The organism is Nonlabens sp. Hel1_33_55 (genome assembly GCF_900101765.1).
In the GTDB taxonomy this organism is placed as follows: Bacteria; Bacteroidota; Bacteroidia; order Flavobacteriales; family Flavobacteriaceae; genus Nonlabens.
Genome location: NZ_LT627735.1, coordinates 400213 through 421788, shown reverse-complemented (window position 1 = coordinate 421788; position 21576 = coordinate 400213). Strand labels below are relative to the sequence as shown.

Sequence of the window (21576 nt, the reverse complement as noted above, 5' to 3'; positions counted from 1 at the left end):
GTTCTGGATTTATCTAACAAATAATAGCACAAGCGTCAACAGAAATGAAGCCAAGGATAAATACAACCGGGTATCGGCACCAACAGCTGTTGAATTGATTTGATTCTTACTCGGTTCAATATAAACGACATCGTTTTGTTGTAAATAATAGACTGGGGAATCCAGTAATGCAGTAGTAGTTAAGTCAACTCTAAAAGATTCTTGAGTACCATTCACTTCCCTTAAAAGCAATACATTACCACGTTGTCCATTTAAAGTAAGGTCTCCTGCCAGTCCTATAGCTTGTAGAATTGTAATTCGTTCATCTGTTATGGGATAGGTACCTGGCGCATTTACCTCACCCAGAATGGTGATTTTAAAGTTTAAAATACGCACATCAACCAACGCATCTTTAGAATAAACGGACAACTTATCTTGCAGTAGAAGTTCCAAATCAGATTTTTTTAATCCAGCCACAGATAATGTTCCTAATACAGGAAAGTTGATATTGCCTGACCCATCCACAAGATAGCCTACAGGTTGTGATGATAATGACGTGTTTCCAGATAAATTATTAGCAGACCCAGTAGATTTATTAAAGTCTTGCACGCTCTCCATATTACTACTAGAAACACTAATGTTCAAAATATCATTGGTTTTGATGATAGTAGAATAGGTAGTGTTTGAAGTTTGTTCTAACGAATCTATATCATTTAGGTAAACTACCTTTTCACGAGAGACGCAGTTCACCAATAATATGGAAAAGAGAATCAAAACTAGAAATCTATAATACATAGAGATATTTAATATGAATGGGCAAATATAGGCTTATGCTATTAATTTTTTCGATCCGAATCCAACAGTTGATAAACACTATTTTCACTCTTAAATTCAGGTACGAGTATTTTTAATTGGTTAATCATTAAAACATCATCAGACGTTTCTGCTGCGGCGGCAATTTCAATGATCAAATGCATCACCCGATCTAACGGCATGGGCTCGTCTATAGCTCGCAATATTTTTTTATGATGGGTAGGCAAAGCGGTAGCAGCATCGCTCAACAGTTCTTCGTAAAGCTTTTCTCCAGGTCGTAAACCTATAACCGCGATTTCAATATCGGTATCCGGTTCCAGTCCAGACAACTTTATCATTTTACGAGCCAGATCCATGATTTTGACGGGTTTCCCCATGTCAAAAACAAAAACTTCACCTCCTTGCCCCATGGTACCTGCTTGCAACACAAGTTGGCAGGCCTCGGGAATAGTCATAAAATAACGTATGATATTTTCATGGGTCACGGTGACCGGCCCACCATTTTTAATTTGCTCCTTAAAATAGGGTATAACAGACCCATTGGAACCTAGAACGTTCCCAAATCGGGTAGTAATAAATTTAGTGTCTGAGCTCCCAGAATGCATCAAGGCCTGCACATATATTTCTGCTGCACGCTTACTGGCGCCCATAACATTAGTAGGATTTACAGCCTTATCTGTGCTTACCATAACAAATCGGTCCACTTGATAGGCAGAAGCCAGGTCAGCTAGGGTAATGGTGCCTAGGATATTAACTTGCACCGCCTCGGTAGGGTTACGTTCGATCAAGGGAACATGCTTGTAGGCGGCAGCGTGAAACACGACGGATAGATCATTACTTTGAAAAATATGCTCCAAACGATTCTTTTTACGCACATCGGCGAGAACGAATTCAAAGTCAATATTTGGGAAGTTTTTTCTTAGCTCCAATTCTAGGGAATGTAGCGGAGATTCGGCTTGATCCAGGACTATTAATTTTTTAGGGTGGTATTGACTTACCTGCCTAACAATTTCACTTCCTATAGAACCCGCACCACCAGTAACTAATATGGACCTTCCACTCAAATACTCATTAATTTTAGTGTCATCAAGCAAAATGGGAGAACGTTCCAGCAAATCTTCAATCTGTATTTCTTTGATATTAGCACTTACATCAGAGGCGTTCTCCCATTGGGAGATGGATGGAGCATAATAAATTCTCAGATTTTTTTCTAAGGCTCGATCTACTATTTTATTCTTCTCTGAAACACTCAACTGACTCCCAACTAGAACAATACCGTTTACTTTATAGTCAACAATACGTTCAAAAAAATCAGCATCATATTTAAAGATGGGAGCACCTTGTATTTTTATCTTTTGATATCGCTTTTTAAAACTGACAAAACCAGCAAGTACAAAATTTTGATGATCTGAAATAGATAAGGCTTCTCCAACAGCAATACTGTCATCGTTGACTCCCATAATCAAAACACGGTATTTTTTACGTCCCATATTCATCATATAGGTATATAAAGACTTTACTAAAATGCGCAACATTAACATACACGCAAATGTGATGACCGCGTGAATGATTAAAAATGGAATGAGAAAAATTTTAAACCCTGAAAATAAATAGTAGCTATAGCTTATCACAGCTAATAAAACAGCGCTGAAACCACAGGAGAAAGCTATTTTGAAAATATCAACAAAAGTGCTGTGGCGAATTAACCCAGCATAAGTACTAAAAAGGAAAAACGAAGAGAAATAAACTAAAGAGATGAAAACACATTCTTCCCAAAGAGTTAACACTTCATAAAATGTAACGTTGAGATGAGACGCTATGAAAAACGTCATGAAGAAGGAAAATACTACAGTAACTAAATCAATAATCAGCACCAACCAACGAGGCAGATAATTAAGATTACGTATACGCACTCTATTATCCTCATTCCAAAATATTTGTTTGGCGCGTATTTTAAAATACCTCCATCTCAATCTAGCAGCTTTTTATAGGTGCAATATAATTAAAAAAGACGCTGTTTTCACAGCATCTTTTTAATTACAAGGTCAAATAGTTTAGCTACTTAGACTTTTTATATAAAGTTCCACAACCTATGGCGACACCAGCTACTACGGCATATAATATTCCAGAAATAGGTGCCGCTTCTACATCGTTAACTTCTTCTTCAAAAGCAGGTGGTTGTGCGTATAAACTACCAGCAAACAAAAGTACTGTAACAAAAAGTAGAGATTTTATATTTTTCATAATAAATTTAGTTAATCATTAGTTTAACAGTGGTTTGGAGATCATTTTGGGACACCTTCACCAAATATAAACCATTTGCGAAATTATCCAAATCCTTCAATGTCTCATTTGGTCCACTGATCACCTTTTCCACCTTCAGCATTTCTTGACCTAAGCTATTGTAAACCTCTATCGACAAAGATTCCCCTTGCACCAAGTTTGTGATAGTAACGTCATTCCCTGTGGAAGGATTAGGATAAATGGATATCGCTTTCGCGAAAGCGGAACTATCATTAATACCTAACGTCGACTTACTAAAGACAATATTGAATCGATCTACCGTGGCAGATTCGATATCATTCAAATCAATAAATTTTGTAATCGCAGTGTTGTCATCGTCGTTAAGTAGATCATATGTGTCATTTAAACTGTCGTAGAAATAGGCATCGATCCCATTTATTGAACTGTTTTGAATAGTAAATGTATAAGTATCAGTCTTGGATACAAAAACGTTCAATATAAATCGATCACCGTCTTGTGGGGTATTTGCTCTATTCACTATATAATGTTCACCATCGTTTTCCCATGCAATACTGTGAGATAACCCAAAAAACTTCTTTGTATCTATCTCGTTAAAATCACTGCTAAACTGTTCATCAAAACGAGCAATTGCGATATCATTTGCCTTACCATTTGCCGCTTGTTCTTGGGTGGATAAATTAATCGTTAACTGATTTAGCGATTCAAGGCTTTTGGTAGGAACTTCGCTTCCAGAGATTTTGAAACTTTCCTGAAATTGTAAAGTACCATTACCCGTAGCATCAGACTGCACGAAGAAGGATTGTCCCGGCAACGCTTCTTCAGTAACTTCTGAACCCATAGGCACGTTAGGCGTGGCAAATTCATAAAGAACATAATTGTTAATCGTTGGATCCCATTGATAATATTCACTAGCCACCACATTAGTTGCTGCTTGAAGTAGCTGCTGTACGTTTACTTTAGACTGATAAGGATTCCCTATGAGAGAATAAAGATTGGGACCTGCTAATGTGATAGGAGTCGCTGGATAGGCGCCCGCAACTAATGTTCCAGTAGCTCTTAGAGTAGTAGCGGTAGCTGCTGGCGTATTGGAAAATAAATCTGTGGTACGGTCGCCACGAACAAACAATCGAAAAGAATCTCCTGCAACAGGTGAAATCATAGTTAGGTCATCGCCATTCTCACTACTTACTGCTGTCCAGGCGTCAGCTGCAACCGTATAATCATTATCGAATCTAAATAATGAAGGATTATTGGTTGCAGATTGGTCATATCCATCAGCTATTGTCCCACCAGTAATTTGAACTCCTAATCCTGCAACAGAAGCACCAACTTCTTGCCAATTCTCAAAAATAGACCCTTCAAAGTTTAAAGGAGCAGATACAAATCTGAATTTTCTTCCTGTTGTTGCTGGGAAAAATTGCTCTATGGTCACATTTCCAGAAATTGAACCACTAATCACTTCATCAACTACCGCAGATTTGTTCAATTCGCTTTTAAATGTAAGATTATTGTTTGTTGATAGCTCTCCATTAGTCAAAGTTAACATGCCTTCAAGAGCTAAAGGATTGTTTATAGACAGTCCTGAAACATTATTAACGATTAGATTTTCCAATGCAAAAGCCTTCCCTTTTACGGTAGAAGGTACTATTCCAGCAAAGTTGAGGGTTCCTTGATCTGCTACCAAGGTTCCGTTATTGGTGATGAGTGTGTTTACATTCAGAATATTAATACCTAGATCTAGGGTGGCTCCATCCTCAACTTTTATATGGAATGCATTAACATCGCCCGTAATGGCCGCAGTACCTTCAACAACTACGACTAAATCGTTAATTGTTGCGTTACCTTCAGGTGATCGTGGCGACCATAAATCATCACTGTAGGTATATGAAATCCCACTTTCTCCAGTTGCTGGTGTCATATCTGCAATGTTTGCAGTAGTTATATCCCATTCACTTGCATTCCAAATTGTTGATGGCATAACTGACAGGTCATTTCGAACCGCTTGGGAATCATTGTATTGCCATGCCTCACCATTACCGAAAGTTCCTATTTCGCCATAAACATCAAACAAAACTCCATTTGGGAATGTTCCTGTATACATTCCGAAAGGATCGTTCCCATCCACCGCGAATCCACCGTTAATCTCATTGGTAGTAAAACCATATTGACTTTTAAAGTTTACACCGCTAGAGGCAATCACAAAAAACTCACCTGGAGCAATACTACCAGTCGTTAACGATTCTGTATCGCCACTCGTTGCTGCGGTAGCTCCGTTAACAAAACGGGATATATAAATGGGTGTGGCACTAAAGTCAATGATTTCAGAACCATTATTGTAGATCTCTACGAATCGACCACTAGAAACATCTGAGGGATCAGCGATCTCTGTAAAAATCAAAGTAGGTGCTGGTGGGAAATCATTATCTTCAATCGTTAAGGTAAATGTGTTTAGACTACCAACGCCTGCGTCATTGCCTCCTGTGACATTTTGAAGTGAGAATACTAGAATGTCATTTCCCTCAACTACTGCATCATCAGTGATGGTAAATGTCACCGTTTGATTCATAGAGCTCCCTGCAGAAAAAGTAAGGCTTTGCGTGGAAAAATTATTTACATCTGCCGCATCTCCCGAGGTTAGAACGACATCTACATTAGTTTCGTTTGTGGCATCTTCATTGGTTATAATAACTTCTACGGAGGTTGTTCCAACGCCTTCATTGACGGCTACCGCTGTTGCGGCAAAGTTGACTTGAGTAGTAGCAACACCTGCCGCAATTGTTTGCCCATTATTGAGAGCACCAAATGTATCTGATGCTGGATCCTGCCACCCAAAACTAAAATAATTATTACCAGAACCCGAAAGTTGAAGAGACTGACCTGTTGGAGTACTTGACGTTTCTGAAACACCAATATCTGTCGAAGTATTACCATCGGCCACGCCATTGGTCGCTGTAAAACTTCCCTCATATGACAAGAACTGTCCAGGAATAAGCAAACCTTGATAACTTAAAGCAATACCATCTGGCCCACCATTCTGAATTCCTGAAATTAGCAAATTGTATAATGTAAAACCATTGCCTAAGTCTGTCGCTGTTGCAGCGCTTAAATCTTCGGTATCATAAGAAGTTCCATTAGAACCGTTGTAGGCGGTTATTAAATAGTCCGAAGCTGCACCAGAATTTTCAACAATAACTTCAATTCCCTCGTTGATATCACCACCAGCATTATCATAATGAATCTCATTTATCCATGCATTTTGCTGTGCTAAGCCAATGGAGCAAGCAAAAAAGAAAAAGAACCAGAATCTTTTGAGTAAAAAATGTTTCATAATTATATGTTTAAGACGATCTAAAAATAGCCCGACTTTTTCATCTAAAAATGAACTCAACTTTATCTATACGTTAATTACGATGTAATGAATGGATATTCGTCTAAGAGAAGGATAAGGGTTTAATTATTTGACAAACAACGCTTTAATTGCATTTGAAATCCTTTCACGATTATCATTAGTAAGATTTGATCCAGATGGCAAACACAATCCGTTGTTAAATAGTTCCTCACACACCTTACCTCCATAATAAGGATAATTGGAGTATAAAGGCTGCAAATGCATGGGTTTCCAGAGCGGTCGTGATTCAATATTTTGAGCTTCTAGCGCTAGACGCAAGTCTTCTCGAGTGATACCTCCAGTTTTTGAAGGATTAACTAGAATGGCGCTGAGCCAGTGATTGGAAAAGTAATCATCAGTCTTCTCTATCAGTACTTCTACTCCATTAATGTCAGAGAAAATTTCTCGATAGAACGCATTCATTTCACGCCTTAATTGGACATGGGCATCTAAAACTTGCATTTGCCCACGACCTATTCCTGCACTTATATTGCTCATTCGATAATTATAACCCACCTCACTATGTTGATAGTGTGGAGCATCATCTCGGGCTTGAGTAGCGAGATAAACCGTTTTTTGTTTATCCTCCATAGTATGACACACCATGGCACCACCGCCGCTGGTTGTTATAATTTTATTACCGTTGAAACTCAATATTCCGTAGTTACCAAACGTCCCACATTTCTGTCCCTTATAGGTACTACCAAAAGCTTCTGCACTATCTTCTATGACTGGTATGGAGTACGCTTTCGCGAAAGCGTGAATCTCATCAACTTTATAAGGCATCCCATACAAATGAACGGCTATTATAGCTTTAGGCTTATTTCCTTTCTCCATCCGATCTTTAATGGCCATCTTAAGCGATTGCGGACACATATTCCATGTATCTCGCTCACTATCAACTAAAACTGGAGTGGCTCCCAAATACAATATAGGATTTGAACTACCACAAAAGGTGAAACTCTGACATATCACTTCATCTCCTGCAGTCACACCTGCCTGTATCAAAGCTAGGTGGATGGCAGCCGTACCAGAACTCAGTGCTGCCACATGAACTTCCTGATCCAAGTATTTCTCTATATCTTTCTCAAAACCATTGACATTGGGCCCTAATGGTGCTACCCAATTGGTATCAAATGCTTCAGTTACGAAGTCACGCTCCGCTCCACCCATATGTGGTGAGGATAGCCATATTTTTTCTTGTGACATATTTTGTAATTGTAAAATGTGTTAATGGAGCTTGCTCCTATAATAATCAAGGCAAACTTTTGGATAGTTCAAAGAGACCATTTTAGAAATTAGTTGGCCTGTATCGTGATGGCAATCTATAATTTCAGCCTTGCCCGTTAAGGTATCAAGAATTAAAAAATTGATAATGGCTAGGTCTTTCCTATTTTGGCCAATACTACCCGTATTGATCAGGTAATTAGAGTTTTCAGTCTTCCTAATAAACGGGTAATGGGAATGACCAATGATCGTATTTTGTTTGAGATCGACTCCAGAAAGATCACTATCAGGATAATAGTACCTATTGTTGATGGTATGTGTTATGAGGTAATCATCAATAATAAGTTGGGTGGCATAGTTTTTCAACTTATCGATATGTGTGAATGTCGAGAAAGTCACGTCAAAGAAATCCTTGACCATAGCGTTATTTCCCGGATAATATCCCTGAAGATAAGCCTCTTCATGATTTCCCAGCAAACAGATGATTTTTTCTTCATGCAACAATTGTACGCATTCATTACTCCATGGTCCATAGTTCACAACATCACCGTGACAGACGATGGCATCAACATTATCGCGATAAATGGATAATGTCTTTTCCAGCGCTGGTAAATTGCCGTGTATGTCGCCCATTACCAAAAGTCTCATGCGCTTTTAATATTGAAAAGTTGGGTTAATCCAGTTTTTAATGATGTTAGTTCAGAAGCATTCAAGTTAATGGCATTTAACAATTTAGAGATATCTATGCTAGCACGGTTCTCATTTTCCAACTCGTCCACATTATCAATCGTGCTTTTACTTTGGGTTATTTCCTTTACTAATTTTGCAAGTGGATATAAATAAGTTTCCTCACTTGATCCACAATTATAGATTCCCGAGCTTATCCCAGAATCCATTATTAACGCAGTGATAGCAGCAATATCTTGAGTATGTATAAAGTCAAAACTAACTTTATTACCATTAGTTAACTTTACCAGTTCATTAGTTGAAAGTTGATCAAACAGGCTGAACAATATACCATCACGGGTCATTTCATTACCATATACGGCGCCGAGTCTAAGGTGGACGATTGACGTTCCCGTTCCATTGACCGCTTGCGTCATGAGTTGCTCCTGGCTCAATTTTGACATGCTGTAAGCAACGTGAAAGCCATCAGGTGTTGAAGCATATGATTCTAGGAGCGGTGCAGGCCACGGCTTTTTAACGGTAACCAATGTAGAGTAATTGATAATCTTCCCTGCTTTTTGAGCAACAGCCCAATTGGCGATATTCAGGGCGCCAACAACGTTTACCTTTTGCATCATTTCCACAAAAGATGGGTCGGTTGATGTTTTGCCGCGCTGCGGTATCATGGAAGCACAGTTGATAACAACATCGGGTACAAAATCAATGCGGCTAAAATTATCACTCTCAACGATATCAAGATTGATGGATCTGGCAACGTTACTCTTGCCAGAACGCGAGATGCTAATCACATCGTGACCCTGCTGAACCAATAACTTAACGATTGCTGCACCTACCAAACCAGTACCGCCGAAAACAGCAACTCTCATATCAAGCTTTAAATGGTATATATTCTACAGATAAATTATCAATCTTTCCCTGACGGTCAAATGTATCAAGCTCTTCATTTGATATTAAGATATCAGAAAAGGTTCTCAATACCGTTCCTGTCTTAAGTGTTGGTTTCTCAACGATTTTACCTCTTAGGTAATATTCTATAACTGCCTCTACCTCATTGAATCCATAGATCAACCGCAAAGGCGTCGTGCCGCTAAACCTACAATTGATCTCAAAAATTACCGGCTCGCCACTTCTTATGCGGTATTGGAAATTTACTGGACCTTCACAACCCAGTTTTTCCGCAATTGTTGCAATAGTGGTATCATATGGAGAATTGCCTGTACGATAAGCTCGCCATGTATTCCCATCCCTAAGTTCTCGGGTCAAGCTGACTACGGCAACACACTTACCATTCAAAACGGTACATCCTGTTGTGAATTCTCCTTCTTCATCACCAATCATTTCTTGAACCACAAGGTTGTTCTTATAGGTGGTAAGGTGATCCAGCTCTGCTTCTGACCTAATGATCTCAAGTCCCATGGATCGAGCTCCATCTACCGGTTTTGCTATGTATGGATATTTATTTAATTTTTTGAGGCTTGCGATACCTGCGGCATCTGTGGTAAGTGATGACTGTGGATAGGGGAAATTATTTTTCCTTAAAAATTCAGCGGTCTTCCATTTGTCGTTTGCTATATCCACAATATGCTCAGGTGAGATCACGATTTTTACCTTGTGTTTGGATTCAATAGCTTTTTGGTGGGCGCTTAAGATGGGTAGCTCAACATCAGTTCCTACCAATATTACATCAACGCGCTCTGCAACGATGATCTTTTCTATTTGGCTTATATAGGCTGGATCCTTTGCCATGGGAATGCGATAGGCTGTATGGCCTAGGGCATGACCCGTGGATTTATTTTCAGGATCTGCAGTAATGATATGGTAGTTGTGCTGCGAGGCATTGAGACATCTTAACATGCCTTGTCCTAAAAGTGCGCCTGCACCAGTAACTAGTACTCTTGTTTCTTGTTCCAAGATGATCGTATTAGAGACTCCAAATAGAGCCGAAAATTGTATTTGTAATTACCTTCAAATCATAAATGATGCTCTTCCTACTTTGATATAGCAAATTGAGCTTTACTTTTTCCGGAAAAAGGATTTCATCATTAAATTTTTTGGGATCTGATTGTTGGGCTAATATTTTCTCTTCATTTTTAAATTCAATCGCCGCCGGGCTTGTCAATCCTGGCTTCAAATTTAGCAATATTAGATCGGTATCGACCAATTTATCGTAATAACCGGGAATATCTGGCCGAGGACCGACAATAGCCATGTCGCCTTTAATGATATTTATAAGTTGTGGCAACTCGTCAAATTTGTATTTCCTGATCCACGATCCAAATGTAGTAGCTGATCCCGCGACCATGGATCTAAATTTAATGATCTTGAATTTCTTGCCGTACTGTCCTATACGAGTCTGGACAAAAATTCCGATGCTTTGGGTATCGAGTATGCAAATTATCCAGATAACAATCAGGAATGGGAAAAAAGCCAGTGCAGCTATCAAGGCTAGTATAAGGTCTAATAGCCTTGGCATATCAATAAGAGTTTAAACAGTGGCGTTATTCGTTTGCTTTGATCCGTTCTCTGGTTCGTCCTTGGTTCCCGTGAATGAAACCATTGTGGAACTATCAGCATCGCTTATTCCGTCAGATTGAAAGACCTTTTTAAAGGTCATCAAGACAATTTTGAAATCAAGTAGAAAGGACTGGTTTTCCACATACCAGGCGTCGTATTCAAACTTCTGTTCCCATGGAATAGCATTCCTGCCATTAACCTGTGTCCAACCAGTAATACCAGGTTTTACCTCGTGCCTTGTTGCCTGTCTTTTGGTATACAATTCGAGGTAGGATGGCAACAATGGTCGTGGACCCACAAAACTGATATCGCCTTTGAGAACATTGAGAATCTGGGGAAGCTCGTCCATGGAAGTTGCTCGAACAAACTTACCAATGGGCGTCAATCTTTTTTCATCTGACAGCAAATTACCTGAAGCATCCTTTTGATCAGTCATCGTCTTGAACTTGTAGACCTTAAACAATTTGGCGTCTTTTCCTGGTCTCAACTGTGTAAAAAACAACGAACCACGATTATTTATTATCAACAATATCCCAAAGATTAAAAGCACGGGACTTGCGACTATCAATGCCATAAGAGCAGATACAAAGTCTAAAAATGGTTTGATTATGTTTCTATACATATTATAGTCTAGCTTGTAGTCTTTTGTACTCAATTAATAAAGCATCCCAAATTTGTTGACGTTCAAATCTAGTTACTATCGCAGCCCTAGAATTGTCTGCCAAATTTTTGGTTTTTTCACGGTTAGTCAACAATTCACTCATACTTTGCTGCAAAGCTAAGGCGTTTTTTACAGGTATGATCAAACCATTCTCATTTGATTTGATGATCTCATTGCAACCGTTAATATTAGTAACAATGGCAGGAAGTCCCATTGCTCCAGCCTGCATAACAACGTTGGGGAAACCTTCCCTGTAACTGGGAAATGTTAAGACGTTTGAAACACTCAGAAATGGCCTGATGTCCGCCTGATAACCTGTAGTAATAATTGATTTGTCATTCGTAATATAATTTTTAGTCTGGCTTGACAAGGGATCCAAGTCCGGTTCTTCAGGACCTACCAACAATAGGTTTAATCCTGAATGCTCTTTTTTGATTTCTTTATAAGCTTCAATCAATTCATTGATACCTTTATCAGAAACCAATCGCCCAATAAAAATAAAAACGAGATTATCCGGCGGGATGCCTAATTCTGCCTTGAATTTTCTTTTGAAATTATCGTCATGAATTTGTGGGTCAAAGTAGCTGGTATCGATTCCATTGGAGCTGCCTTGGGCGATGACCATCGATTTTTTTGCTGGTAAAAATTGATTATTCACTAGATATTCTTGAATTACCAAGGAGTTGGGATACACCATCGTAGCACATTTAAACGTGAGCTTCTCCACTATCTCCAAAATTTTTCTTTTGACTCCAGTCTCAATGAGCAATGGTAAACCTGCAACCGTATGCAGCCGTATGGGCACCCTTGCAAAATATGCGGCAAGCATACCAACTATGCCAGCCTTAGGCGTGTGAGTGTGTACGATCTGGGGTTTTTCTCTTAGAAAAAGCCTGTACATTAGATACAGTGATTTCAAGTCTGCGAACAATGTAATTTTCCTGGTCATGGGAATTGACCTGGTAGGGATTTGATGTTGATCGCCCCATGTTTTTAAATGATCTGCATCTGACGATACGGCAAGCACTTGAAAATGCGACTTCATAAATTCGAGCTGTCCCTCAAGGAGTTTTTCCAAAGAAACAGGTACAGTCGTAATTCTTATTAATTTTTTCATCACATCTTATCTCCCATGTTGATTCTAACATCTTCAATCAGCTCTGGACTGGATCCATTGTCGCAATCAATTACCGTATAATATCCCAATTTTGAAGTGTATCCCAATTTTGAAAACTCATTCTCGATTTTTTCATCCATTGTAAAGAAGAATAGGTTTTTGTCATGATGCTGGATGCACCATTGATTTACATCATTTAGAACTTCAACTAATTGAGGTATACCACGAGCTGTTGTTACTAAGATTTTCATGGCATTAAATCCCTCTTCCATGATGACAAAAACACCATTGACTTCAAGAATGATTGGCACATTAGGCCTTTTAATAAATTGACCGATAAATTCTGCCTCGTTATAGCTATAGGCAACCGTTGATCCATCCGGCTCCATGAATTTCTGGTAAATCACTTCCTGGCTTTTCTTATCCTCAAAATCATCGATAAAATTAATCTGGTTTTTTGATTCTGAAATCTCTTTGGGCGCAAACAAGTTCCACGACTTAATCATTAATGCTCCAGCTGCGGCAAGACGTCTTGAACTAGGATTCTCATCTGTAACGAAAGCAGTTAAAAAAGGAACTTTATTTTCCCTACACATTATCTTTGACTCTTCAATAATTGTTGTAAAGCAACCTGTCTTGCGCGCTGCTGGCAACGTCCAGGAACCGGTCATAATGCCTACGTTGATTATATCTGCTCCGCCCAGTGCTATTTTACGATAGGTAACGGCAGATCCTGCTATAACATTACCTTCCCTTTTTATAATGAGTTGATCTGTTGTCAAGTCTCCTACCTGACGATCAAAAACCCAAGAATATAAGTGCTCTTCGCCCCAGTTTGTAAAGGCAACATTCAAATACTTTAAATACTCTTCCTTGACTCCTTCCGGATTCTTAACAATTTCATTCTGTAACATACGTACCATTAATTTTTTCACACATTTTACCCATAGAAGTCCACCAGATTATATCTCCGTATTCAGATTTGAGTTTTGCTAGAATTTCTGAAAGATAATTCATGTATGCTGTATCCACACCATCAAGCGCCACGTAGCCGTCAACTTCCTTGACAATATGAGCTTTTATCGACAGCAGACCACCATTGTCAATGATAGCTTTGGCTCGATCATAGGTTGAAGTCGCTTGAAAATTGGTTGGGAAATGCAAGAGTCCATCAAAAGGCAAAACACAGGGTTTCATCAACGGCAATCCTTTCAAACCACTCATCTCACCAGTTTGATCACTGGTTATCGGGCTCAATATATCCCTTGACGATGCGATGTAATCAAAACCCTGTTGCTTAAGGACTCTCAGTAAGTTTTCAGGTGCATTCCAGCCTGGTGGACATACGCCAGTGGAGAATTTTAAACCTGATCCATTGAAAATACGCATCATTTCCCTGAGCATTCCCTTGAATTCATTGCTGGACTGATTTTGAAACTCGACCGGTATCCTTAATCCTTTATGTATGTGATAGAGACCATGAAACGCACATTCAAATCGTTCATTATCATTAAGGTATGAAATGAATTCAGGATGGTTGATCAAGTTCATGCTGTCCTTTTCCAACCGTTTGGAGAGGTAGAAAAAATCACGTAGATAGGGAATAGCCGCCAATAATTTATAAGCGGGAACAGGTGTAGTTTCTCTCCAGTTTGCTGTCGTGAACAAGGTTACTATCAACTCTGGGAACTCATCCAATAGATCTGCCACAAGTCCTAGAGCTCCATCGTGTAAATCGCCGCCAGCTTCAAAATGATCCGTGCTTTTTCCTGGGTGTATATCGTCAATGGTAAAACAGACGGCCGCCATTTTACCCTGCGGCAGCCAATTATCTGGTATTGTGTAATCGTATGTCACTGTAGTTAATTTATTTTACCTTGTTATGATATTTTTACGAATCTATCTTTCCTCGCATCTTTCCCAGCGTCAAGCATCATCAATAATGCTAGGACAAGAAATGGCAACAAGAGCATCCTCGTCCTTAAAAATATTCCCAATCCTGAATACCGCAGCATGAATGCAATGGTTCCAACTACAAAAAAACTTAAGATCCAGGTTGTCAAAAAGCTAAATTTTAAATTTTTGTAATTTCCTACCAACCTCAATACCATCAATAAAAAAATGAAGCTCATCATCATATTTTCCATACTGATGATCCATATATACGGATGTACAATGTCATGGAACAATGGCGCTAGATGGAAACTGTATAGTTGAAAGAGCATATTTGTATTTTCCATATCTATGTACGTAGTACTTCCCATAAAAGATTGCCTGGAATAGGAATTTGTAATCATCCACCTACCAATATTCAATGGGTTGAACTTGAGGATACGTAAAACAAAGGCGAGTAGAATTGCACACAAGCCGGTAATTGCAAGAATATAATAGGATTTATGCTTTCGCGAAAGCGAACTATCCAACAGTACCGCAACACCAAAACCAACTAATAACAATAGGGCAAGATGTGGTCGAATGGCACCAAGAAGAATCCATGAGATTGCAAACAACCAAGAATACCGTTTTTTGAAAAAAAATAAAAAAAGATAGGCCATGCATGTGAAAACTAGCGCTTCCTTCGTTATTCCAGACGTCCAAAAATGCAGGTTGGGCAATAAAAAAAATAGCTGTATAATATTGATCCCAAAGGCATAAAACCCATCTGGACATGCCAGTATAAAAAGTTTGTAGAGTAGACAAATACCCACAAACCCTATGCTCGAATATATAGCAAAACCCACGTATTGAGGTAGTCCCAATACAATCGCAAATGGGTAGTTGAAGAGTTTGATTAGACCTGATCCCAGCAGGAGTTCACTCAGACTTTTATCAGTGGTAAATAAATCGCTGACGTACCAGTACGTGTTTGCATCGCCGCCATTTTTTTGGATAAATAGGTAAAAAACGATCGTGCAGATAATATGCACGATCAGCATCAACATCCAAAACAAAAAAGCAGGAAACTCGAACCGATTTTTTACTGTATGTCCAACTGTACCTAAGATGACCGAATTGCTTTACTGAACTGGAATTGATAGGAAATTGCCCACATTACCGTAAAAATCAATGCTGGCATGAACATATTTTTTTGACGAAGCATAATCCCTAGATTTCCCAAAATGAATGAGAAAGAGACAGCTCCAAGTACTAAAAATATCAGTAATGCCTTTATATGGTAGCTACCTTTCTTGAACGCTCTGAATGGTTTGGACGCCAGATATTTCAACGTTAGAACCAACAGAATTAAATTTTCAAATGAAGCAACTACGGCCAGAGCATTATTGATATCAAAAAATAGCGGCCTGTAAAGAAATGTGAATATTTTTAATGGCAATGGATAGGAGCTTACATCCAGTCCACTTCCCGTACTCGATCTACTGGTATTCTCGAGGCGAGCATCACTATATTGATCAACCGTTTCTAAATTTAGCTCTTCTATTTTCAGATAGGTCAGGATATTGTCAAACAATAATATGAACCCAATTAAAGCTATAGAAAATAAGAATACCTTCTGGTAAGCCTTCAACCTTCCATCCAAAATAAAGGCAACCCCATAAGAAATAATAAGAAAAATAGTGATGTGCGGTCTTATCAAATAAGATAATGCGAGAGAAAATATAATCCGTACAAAATATCTTTTTGGATCTTGCATTGCATGAACGAATAACGCGATGCAAAAAAATAGAATGGTATCCTTGCCCAATCCAGCTGACCAAAAGTGTAAATTGGGCAAAAACAAAATGAGCGGAAACAGGTTGTATCCCATTAGTTTGCTATTGAATGGGATTCTATTTTTAAAAAAATCGTAATAAAGCAAGAAAGCGAAGTAACCAATGAGCGTATAGATCATGGATAAGCCGAAAAAGCCCATAAGCTTTGCGGGCAACACGTTGAGAATATGCATGCCAAAAGTACCTGGCCCATGAACGTAAAAGGCCTGTAATGCCTGACCAATATCAATTACACTACCTGTATTGTAATAGCCGAACGCATCACCGCCAGGTCCAAATCTAATGTATGCCCAATAAATCACACCGAACGACACGTGATAGATCCATAGCCATTTTGCTATCTTTATATCCTGATAGGTTGCATCTTTAATCAATACCTTGTGGGCATTGATCCCCAAAAGTAAAACAACAAGGAAAACAAAGATATCAATCATGAAGTGGTATCGTTAACTCTTAATGGTTAGGGATTTGAATATTTTTCTAATTCTGCAATCTTGGATTCATAGGTTAGGTTGTTGAGCGCATAAGCCCTACTGCCCATATATTTCTGCTTGAGTGCTTCTGTGTTTTTAAGAGCCCTTTCCAGCGTGTTTTTAAGATCCTCAATATTGGATGGCTCAAAGTTGAGGGATAGTTTCTCATCGATATTTACTTCTTGAACACTTTTGAATTTACCATTGATCACAATCTTTTGCGCTAACAAGGCATCAAGATACTTCACATGTATGATCAATTGAGAATAGACGTTTTGCTTATCAGGACATACCAATATATCTGAGATATTTTGATAAGTTCTCAATTCCTTATACTTAGTCCTACCTATAAATTTAACTCTGTCGTTGAGATTATTCTTCTCGACAAGATCCTGGCAGTCTTTCATGGCATAACCATCGCCTATCAATAAAAGCAATGCGTTTTCATGATCGCTTTCCAGCTTATTAAATGCCCTGATCAGATCTGCTACACCACCTGTTTTTTTGAATGCTCCGGCAAACAGGATTACTTTTTTTTCAGGTGTGATATTATATTGTTGCAATATCTGGTTGCGCATACCTTCATCCACCTCATCATTAAAGGAACTGGTACTCAACAAATACGGTAAAATATAATTGTCCTTATCAGCAACCGCCGGGTATAGGTTTTCAAAGAAATCCTTCATCGCACTGCTTGCAAAAATCAATCGGTTTGCGGCGTTGAAGACCTTTTTATCCAGTAACTGCGAAAAGGTATATTTGGTAGAGAATTTCAATTTTTCAGCAAATCCTTTTGCCTGATCTGCTTGGAATTTAAGCTCAAGGGTGGCTACTCCATGAAGATCATTGGTATAGTGCGGTATAACACCATTTTTTTTGAGCCAATACCCGATGGAATTATCCAGATATTCACAAAAGATAAGATGCGCATTTTCTATCGATAGACTTGCATAAATTTCCTTGAGCCTTTTCAATAATTTCCTGTAATGGAGATTTGCCAGCATGGTGTCAGATACAGCAACCAATCCCTGAAATATTCTTTTGTCTGTAGCCGAGAATAAGAGATCAATATGGATCTGCTCAATGGACTCATGCAACGTGATTTCTTTTGTAACGTTGGATATGAACAGTACCTCGTTACATCTTTTGGCCAGCTCATTCATGATGCCTGTCATCCTGATGGTACCGCCACCTTCATGGGCAAAACTATTCATCGTAAAGAAAATATATTTCATGGCGTTCCAGCTATTTATTTGAACAGTCCTTTTTTCTTCATTTCTTCAATGGACTTTGCATAACGATCTTCTTCAATAGCTTCAGTCTTAACCCATTTTGCAAATTCTGTCACTCCTTTTTTGAAATTGAATTTCGGCTTGAAGCCTAATTCATTTTCAATTCTAGAATTATCTGCATAGTTGTGGCGTATATCTCCCAAACGATAATTGCCCGTTACCGTGATCGCGATGGAAGAATCGTATAGCTCTTTTAAAGTTTCTGCAACCTCGAGTACGGTTGTTGCCTCTCCAGAACCAACATTATAGACTTTTTGCGTGACTTCATTGTTTTCTATGGCAAGCGTTGTCGCATGAACGACATCATCGATATAAACAAAATCGCGGCTTTCCTGACCATCCTCAAAAATATTGAGGTCATTTCCATTTCTTATTTGTGTGGAAAATATGGATAGTATGCCAGTATATGGATTCTTGAGTGATTGACCTGGACCGTACACATTTTGATATCTGAATGCGGCAGCTGCGATATCCAGCGACTGACAGATATTCAAAACCATTTGCTCTTGATTCTGCTTAGTGATACCATAAATTGATGAAGGATGTATTTTTGAACTCTCATCAGTAGGTTCAAGTTGCACGGTTTGTTGACAGACAGGACATTTAGGCTCAAAATCTCCCTTTTCTAGATGCTTTTCAATGCGTTCATCTGGAAATACCGCGCCATGTTGAGAGCAATTATACTTGCCTTCCCCATAGATAGCTCTGGAAGAAGCTACTACTACCTTTCTAATGGAATGATCTTTATTTACCAGATAATCCAATAATATGGCTGTTCCATTCACATTGACGTCAACATATCGCTGCACTTCATACATGGATTGACCCGTACCAGTTTCTGCTGCGAGGTGGATGACGGCATGTTGATCCTTAAGAGCGGTTTCCCAGTCGGCGAGGTTTCTTACGTCTCCTTTGATAAACGTGACCTTGTTTTTGATGCTCTTATAAAGTGAGGAATCCTGATCATCGCCGTGGATCTGTTTTGAAAGGTTATCCAGTACGGTAATAGTGAATCCTTTTTCAATCAGATGCAGTGCGAGGTTGGAGCCTATAAAACCAGCGCCGCCGGTAATCAATATATTTTTCATTGTCGTTTTCTATAAATTGGTCAGTGCTTCTATATAACTGCTTGCGCTTTGTTGCATGGAGAAATGTTCGATTCCTCTTTGTCTCAACTTAGTAACGTCCACATTACGGGAGTTTTTTGCAAATGTAATAGCTTTATCAACGATTGCTCCATCATTGTGATCAAAAATGAACGCGCCATCCAGACCGTTGATGATCTCATCTGTATCGCCTACTCCTTTAGAAGCAATCGTGGGCAGTTCCATCAACAGATATTCACCCAATTTTATGGGCGACACGCCCTGCATGCTATAGGTAGGTTGCCGTATTGCAAAAGCAATATCTGCGGCACTGAGATAGGCAGGAACCTGATCAAATGGAACCGACATTACTGTGATTTTATTCTTGAGCTGGCTAGGGATTTTATCCAAGGCAAATTTTTGGTTGCCAGAAAGTATCAGGAAATGCGCGTCCTCATCTTGACGTTGATATCCCTTAAATATGGCCAGCATTTCATCCCAACCGTACTGCGGCCCCAAGGAACCACAATATACAAATAGTGTCTGTTGCGGATCAAGCAACAATTCTTGCCTTTTCTCCTTTCTTAGATCGGGATCTGGCTTAAAGGTTCCTATATCTCTTCCATTGAGTACCTTATAGAATTTACCTCTATTGCCTACTCCTATCTTTTCAAGATGTATATCGATGGATTTATTTGACCTGGTAAGAACAGCATCTGCTTTTTGCAACAGTTCGCGTTCTACCTTTGAAAAAAAGCGGTGCATAAAACTTTCCTTTTTCAAGCCCGCAAAATCAACACGTTCTTCCAACGCTAGTCCATCTGCATCAAAAACTATTTTGAGATCTTTTGACTTGAGTTTTGAAACTAGATAAGCCGGATAATTGCTTCTGGGCATCACAATATCGATATCGTTTTTCCTGATATATTTTTTTATAAATCCCGAGCCTGTCAACAAGGTATGTATGCTGCCAATACTACCGGTAGGCTTGCGTCGCACCTTATGGCTGGTATATCTTATGTTGAATTCTGTTGCGACCTTTTGTATGGCAGCTAGCTTTTCACGACCTGCCCATGTGTATTGAATAACGTGAAAATCAAATGCGGCCTGCTCACTTATCGCCTTGAAAATAGGTAAGAATAGGCCTTCCATATAGCTGGTCTGTGGACCATCCCAAGAGATAAACAAGACATTTTTTCGGGCTATGGCCATAGGTACTGGTTATTTCTTGTTGTGTCGTGATTTTTCAAATAATTCCTCATAGATAGACTCCAGTTTCTTGATGTAAATTTTGCTGGTAAAGTTCGCTTTCGCGAAAGCGAGACCCTTAAGACCTACTTCTTCCAATCTGTCCTTATCCATTGCCTGGATTTTATCCATCTGTTGCGTGAGTTGACCTACATTATTGGGGTCAAACAACCAGCCATTGTCATCGTTTGTTATAAATTCTGGAATGCCACCTACCTGAGAACATAGACAAGGTATTCCCTGCATCATGGCCTCAACCACGGCAATCCCAAAACCTTCAGAAAATGACGGTAGCACGAAAAGATTTGCCTGTGACACAAATTTTTCAGGCGTGTCCTGAAAACCCTGCATCACAACATTAGTGAGCTGTAGCTCATTGATCAAGGCTTCAATCTCTGACCGCTGAGCACCATTGCCTACAATTGTAAGTGTGCATTTATCCTTATGCTGCATTGCCGCAAAAGCCTTGATCAATGTCTTGACATTCTTCACATGCTCCAGCCTACCCACAAAAACAATACGGAATTTATCAGAGTTGGTTTTTGAAAAGGTCCGTGGCTTACTAACCGGATTGTAGAGCACGATGCCTTTAGTCGCTGGGATCTCGCCTATATTAACCAAATGCTCTTTTACGGCTCTTGAAACGCAAATGACTGCCTGTGCAAATCTGTAAATGGTTTCAAAAGCCTTGATGGCAATTTTAGAATGTGTTGGAATCCCAATTTCTTCTCCTATGATCACAGGCACGCCAGCTAGTCGGGCTGCTATAATACCATGAAAATTAGCCTCGGCGGCAGCGGTATGCACAATGTCTGGCTGCTCGCTTTTTATCCATTTGTACAGATATTTTATGTTGGACAACGACTTTATGGATGGACTGAGGTTGAAAACCCTTACCTCAAAACCTCTTCCCCTTATAATTTTTTCTGCATTGCCACCACGACCTATTGCCGCAAAAATATACTTGTGATGCAGCATGGTTTGATCTTCTGTAAAGGAAATATATTTTCTTTCCTGACCGCCAAAATCCAGTAATGTTGTAAGACGTATGATCTTCATTTTGAATGTGTGTAATAGCGTAAGCTACCGTATTTTG

General features: G+C 39.2%; 19 protein-coding genes. All 19 read right to left on the bottom strand.

What is annotated here, in order from left to right:
- Window positions 1-9: 9 nt before the first annotated feature.
- The 19 genes from BLO34_RS01895 to BLO34_RS01805 all read right to left on the bottom strand — a co-directional run bounded on the left by BLO34_RS01895 (window position 10) and on the right by BLO34_RS01805 (window position 21539).
- Window positions 10-774: a polysaccharide biosynthesis/export family protein gene (locus BLO34_RS01895; RefSeq protein WP_090752104.1), complete on the bottom strand. Its 765-nt coding sequence runs from the start codon at window positions 772-774 to the stop codon at window positions 10-12.
- Between the two features lie 41 nt (window positions 775-815).
- Entirely contained in the window at window positions 816-2624 is a 1809-nt protein-coding gene (locus tag BLO34_RS01890) for a polysaccharide biosynthesis protein (RefSeq protein WP_410503929.1), read from the bottom strand.
- A 226-nt stretch (window positions 2625-2850) separates the two neighbouring features.
- Window positions 2851-3036 carry a hypothetical protein gene (locus tag BLO34_RS01885; RefSeq protein WP_090752100.1) on the bottom strand — a complete coding sequence of 62 codons (186 nt, stop codon included), beginning with the start codon at window positions 3034-3036 and terminating at the stop codon, window positions 2851-2853.
- A 7-nt stretch (window positions 3037-3043) separates the two neighbouring features.
- The gene (locus BLO34_RS01880; RefSeq protein ID WP_090752098.1) at window positions 3044-6385 is read right to left on the bottom strand and encodes a T9SS type A sorting domain-containing protein; all 3342 of its coding nucleotides are present in this window, start codon (window positions 6383-6385) and stop codon (window positions 3044-3046) included.
- A gap of 126 nt (window positions 6386-6511) precedes the next feature.
- Complete coding sequence (locus BLO34_RS01875; protein ID WP_090752096.1) at window positions 6512-7654, bottom strand: DegT/DnrJ/EryC1/StrS family aminotransferase; 1143 nt, start codon at window positions 7652-7654, stop codon at window positions 6512-6514.
- Window positions 7655-7675: 21 nt separating this feature from the next.
- Window positions 7676-8320: a metallophosphoesterase family protein gene (locus tag BLO34_RS01870; protein WP_090752094.1), complete on the bottom strand. Its 645-nt coding sequence runs from the start codon at window positions 8318-8320 to the stop codon at window positions 7676-7678.
- The gene (locus BLO34_RS01865) at window positions 8317-9225 is read right to left on the bottom strand and encodes an NAD-dependent epimerase/dehydratase family protein (protein ID WP_090752093.1); all 909 of its coding nucleotides are present in this window, start codon (window positions 9223-9225) and stop codon (window positions 8317-8319) included. The genes BLO34_RS01870 and BLO34_RS01865 overlap by 4 nt, the downstream gene beginning before the upstream one ends.
- Before the next feature lies 1 nt (window position 9226).
- Complete coding sequence (locus BLO34_RS01860; protein WP_090752091.1) at window positions 9227-10270, bottom strand: ATP-grasp domain-containing protein; 1044 nt, start codon at window positions 10268-10270, stop codon at window positions 9227-9229.
- Window positions 10271-10280: 10 nt separating this feature from the next.
- On the bottom strand, window positions 10281-10832 hold the full coding sequence (locus BLO34_RS01855; protein ID WP_090752089.1) for a sugar transferase: 552 nt from the start codon (window positions 10830-10832) through the stop codon (window positions 10281-10283).
- Window positions 10833-10844: 12 nt separating this feature from the next.
- Window positions 10845-11495: a sugar transferase gene (locus BLO34_RS01850; RefSeq protein WP_090752087.1), complete on the bottom strand. Its 651-nt coding sequence runs from the start codon at window positions 11493-11495 to the stop codon at window positions 10845-10847.
- A gap of 1 nt (window position 11496) precedes the next feature.
- Window positions 11497-12651: a glycosyltransferase family 4 protein gene (locus BLO34_RS01845; protein ID WP_090752085.1), complete on the bottom strand. Its 1155-nt coding sequence runs from the start codon at window positions 12649-12651 to the stop codon at window positions 11497-11499.
- The gene (locus BLO34_RS01840; protein WP_090752082.1) at window positions 12651-13565 is read right to left on the bottom strand and encodes a hypothetical protein; all 915 of its coding nucleotides are present in this window, start codon (window positions 13563-13565) and stop codon (window positions 12651-12653) included. The genes BLO34_RS01845 and BLO34_RS01840 overlap by 1 nt, the downstream gene beginning before the upstream one ends.
- A complete protein-coding gene (locus BLO34_RS01835) occupies window positions 13552-14508 on the bottom strand; it encodes a DUF2334 domain-containing protein (RefSeq protein WP_157686618.1) in 957 nt (318 codons plus the stop codon). Before BLO34_RS01835 ends, BLO34_RS01840 begins: the two co-directional genes overlap by 14 nt.
- Window positions 14509-14531: 23 nt before the next feature.
- Complete coding sequence (locus tag BLO34_RS01830; RefSeq protein ID WP_090752077.1) at window positions 14532-15593, bottom strand: hypothetical protein; 1062 nt, start codon at window positions 15591-15593, stop codon at window positions 14532-14534.
- Between the two features lie 56 nt (window positions 15594-15649).
- Window positions 15650-16816, bottom strand: a complete 1167-nt coding sequence (locus BLO34_RS01825) for a hypothetical protein (protein WP_090752075.1) — start codon at window positions 16814-16816, stop codon at window positions 15650-15652.
- Window positions 16817-16842: 26 nt separating this feature from the next.
- Window positions 16843-18090, bottom strand: a complete 1248-nt coding sequence (locus BLO34_RS01820) for a glycosyltransferase (protein WP_090752073.1) — start codon at window positions 18088-18090, stop codon at window positions 16843-16845.
- 14 nt (window positions 18091-18104) lie between these two features.
- Window positions 18105-19235, bottom strand: coding sequence for an NAD-dependent epimerase/dehydratase family protein (locus tag BLO34_RS01815; protein ID WP_090752071.1), 1131 nt, complete (start codon window positions 19233-19235; stop codon window positions 18105-18107).
- A gap of 9 nt (window positions 19236-19244) precedes the next feature.
- The gene (locus BLO34_RS01810) at window positions 19245-20444 is read right to left on the bottom strand and encodes a glycosyltransferase (protein WP_090752069.1); all 1200 of its coding nucleotides are present in this window, start codon (window positions 20442-20444) and stop codon (window positions 19245-19247) included.
- 9 nt (window positions 20445-20453) lie between these two features.
- Entirely contained in the window at window positions 20454-21539 is a 1086-nt protein-coding gene (locus BLO34_RS01805; protein ID WP_090752067.1) for a glycosyltransferase family 4 protein, read from the bottom strand.
- Window positions 21540-21576: the final 37 nt, after the last annotated feature.

Excerpts from the sequence above, each read along its gene's own strand:
- BLO34_RS01895 (WP_090752104.1), bottom strand. The coding sequence starts at position 774 with ATGTATTATAGATTTCTAGTTTTGATTCTCTTTTCCATATTATTGGTG.
- BLO34_RS01890 (WP_410503929.1), bottom strand. The coding sequence starts at position 2,624 with ATGACGTTTTTCATAGCGTCTCATCTCAACGTTACATTTTATGAAGTG.
- BLO34_RS01885 (WP_090752100.1), bottom strand. The coding sequence starts at position 3,036 with ATGAAAAATATAAAATCTCTACTTTTTGTTACAGTACTTTTGTTTGCT.
- BLO34_RS01880 (WP_090752098.1), bottom strand. The coding sequence starts at position 6,385 with ATGAAACATTTTTTACTCAAAAGATTCTGGTTCTTTTTCTTTTTTGCT.
- BLO34_RS01875 (WP_090752096.1), bottom strand. The coding sequence starts at position 7,654 with ATGTCACAAGAAAAAATATGGCTATCCTCACCACATATGGGTGGAGCG.
- BLO34_RS01870 (WP_090752094.1), bottom strand. The coding sequence starts at position 8,320 with ATGAGACTTTTGGTAATGGGCGACATACACGGCAATTTACCAGCGCTG.
- BLO34_RS01865 (WP_090752093.1), bottom strand. The coding sequence starts at position 9,225 with ATGAGAGTTGCTGTTTTCGGCGGTACTGGTTTGGTAGGTGCAGCAATC.
- BLO34_RS01855 (WP_090752089.1), bottom strand. The coding sequence starts at position 10,832 with ATGCCAAGGCTATTAGACCTTATACTAGCCTTGATAGCTGCACTGGCT.
- BLO34_RS01850 (WP_090752087.1), bottom strand. The coding sequence starts at position 11,495 with ATGTATAGAAACATAATCAAACCATTTTTAGACTTTGTATCTGCTCTT.
- BLO34_RS01845 (WP_090752085.1), bottom strand. The coding sequence starts at position 12,651 with ATGAAAAAATTAATAAGAATTACGACTGTACCTGTTTCTTTGGAAAAA.
- BLO34_RS01840 (WP_090752082.1), bottom strand. The coding sequence starts at position 13,565 with ATGTTACAGAATGAAATTGTTAAGAATCCGGAAGGAGTCAAGGAAGAG.
- BLO34_RS01830 (WP_090752077.1), bottom strand. The coding sequence starts at position 15,593 with ATGTTGATGCTGATCGTGCATATTATCTGCACGATCGTTTTTTACCTA.
- BLO34_RS01825 (WP_090752075.1), bottom strand. The coding sequence starts at position 16,816 with ATGATTGATATCTTTGTTTTCCTTGTTGTTTTACTTTTGGGGATCAAT.
- BLO34_RS01820 (WP_090752073.1), bottom strand. The coding sequence starts at position 18,090 with ATGAAATATATTTTCTTTACGATGAATAGTTTTGCCCATGAAGGTGGC.
- BLO34_RS01815 (WP_090752071.1), bottom strand. The coding sequence starts at position 19,235 with ATGAAAAATATATTGATTACCGGCGGCGCTGGTTTTATAGGCTCCAAC.
- BLO34_RS01810 (WP_090752069.1), bottom strand. The coding sequence starts at position 20,444 with ATGGCCATAGCCCGAAAAAATGTCTTGTTTATCTCTTGGGATGGTCCA.
- BLO34_RS01805 (WP_090752067.1), bottom strand. The coding sequence starts at position 21,539 with ATGAAGATCATACGTCTTACAACATTACTGGATTTTGGCGGTCAGGAA.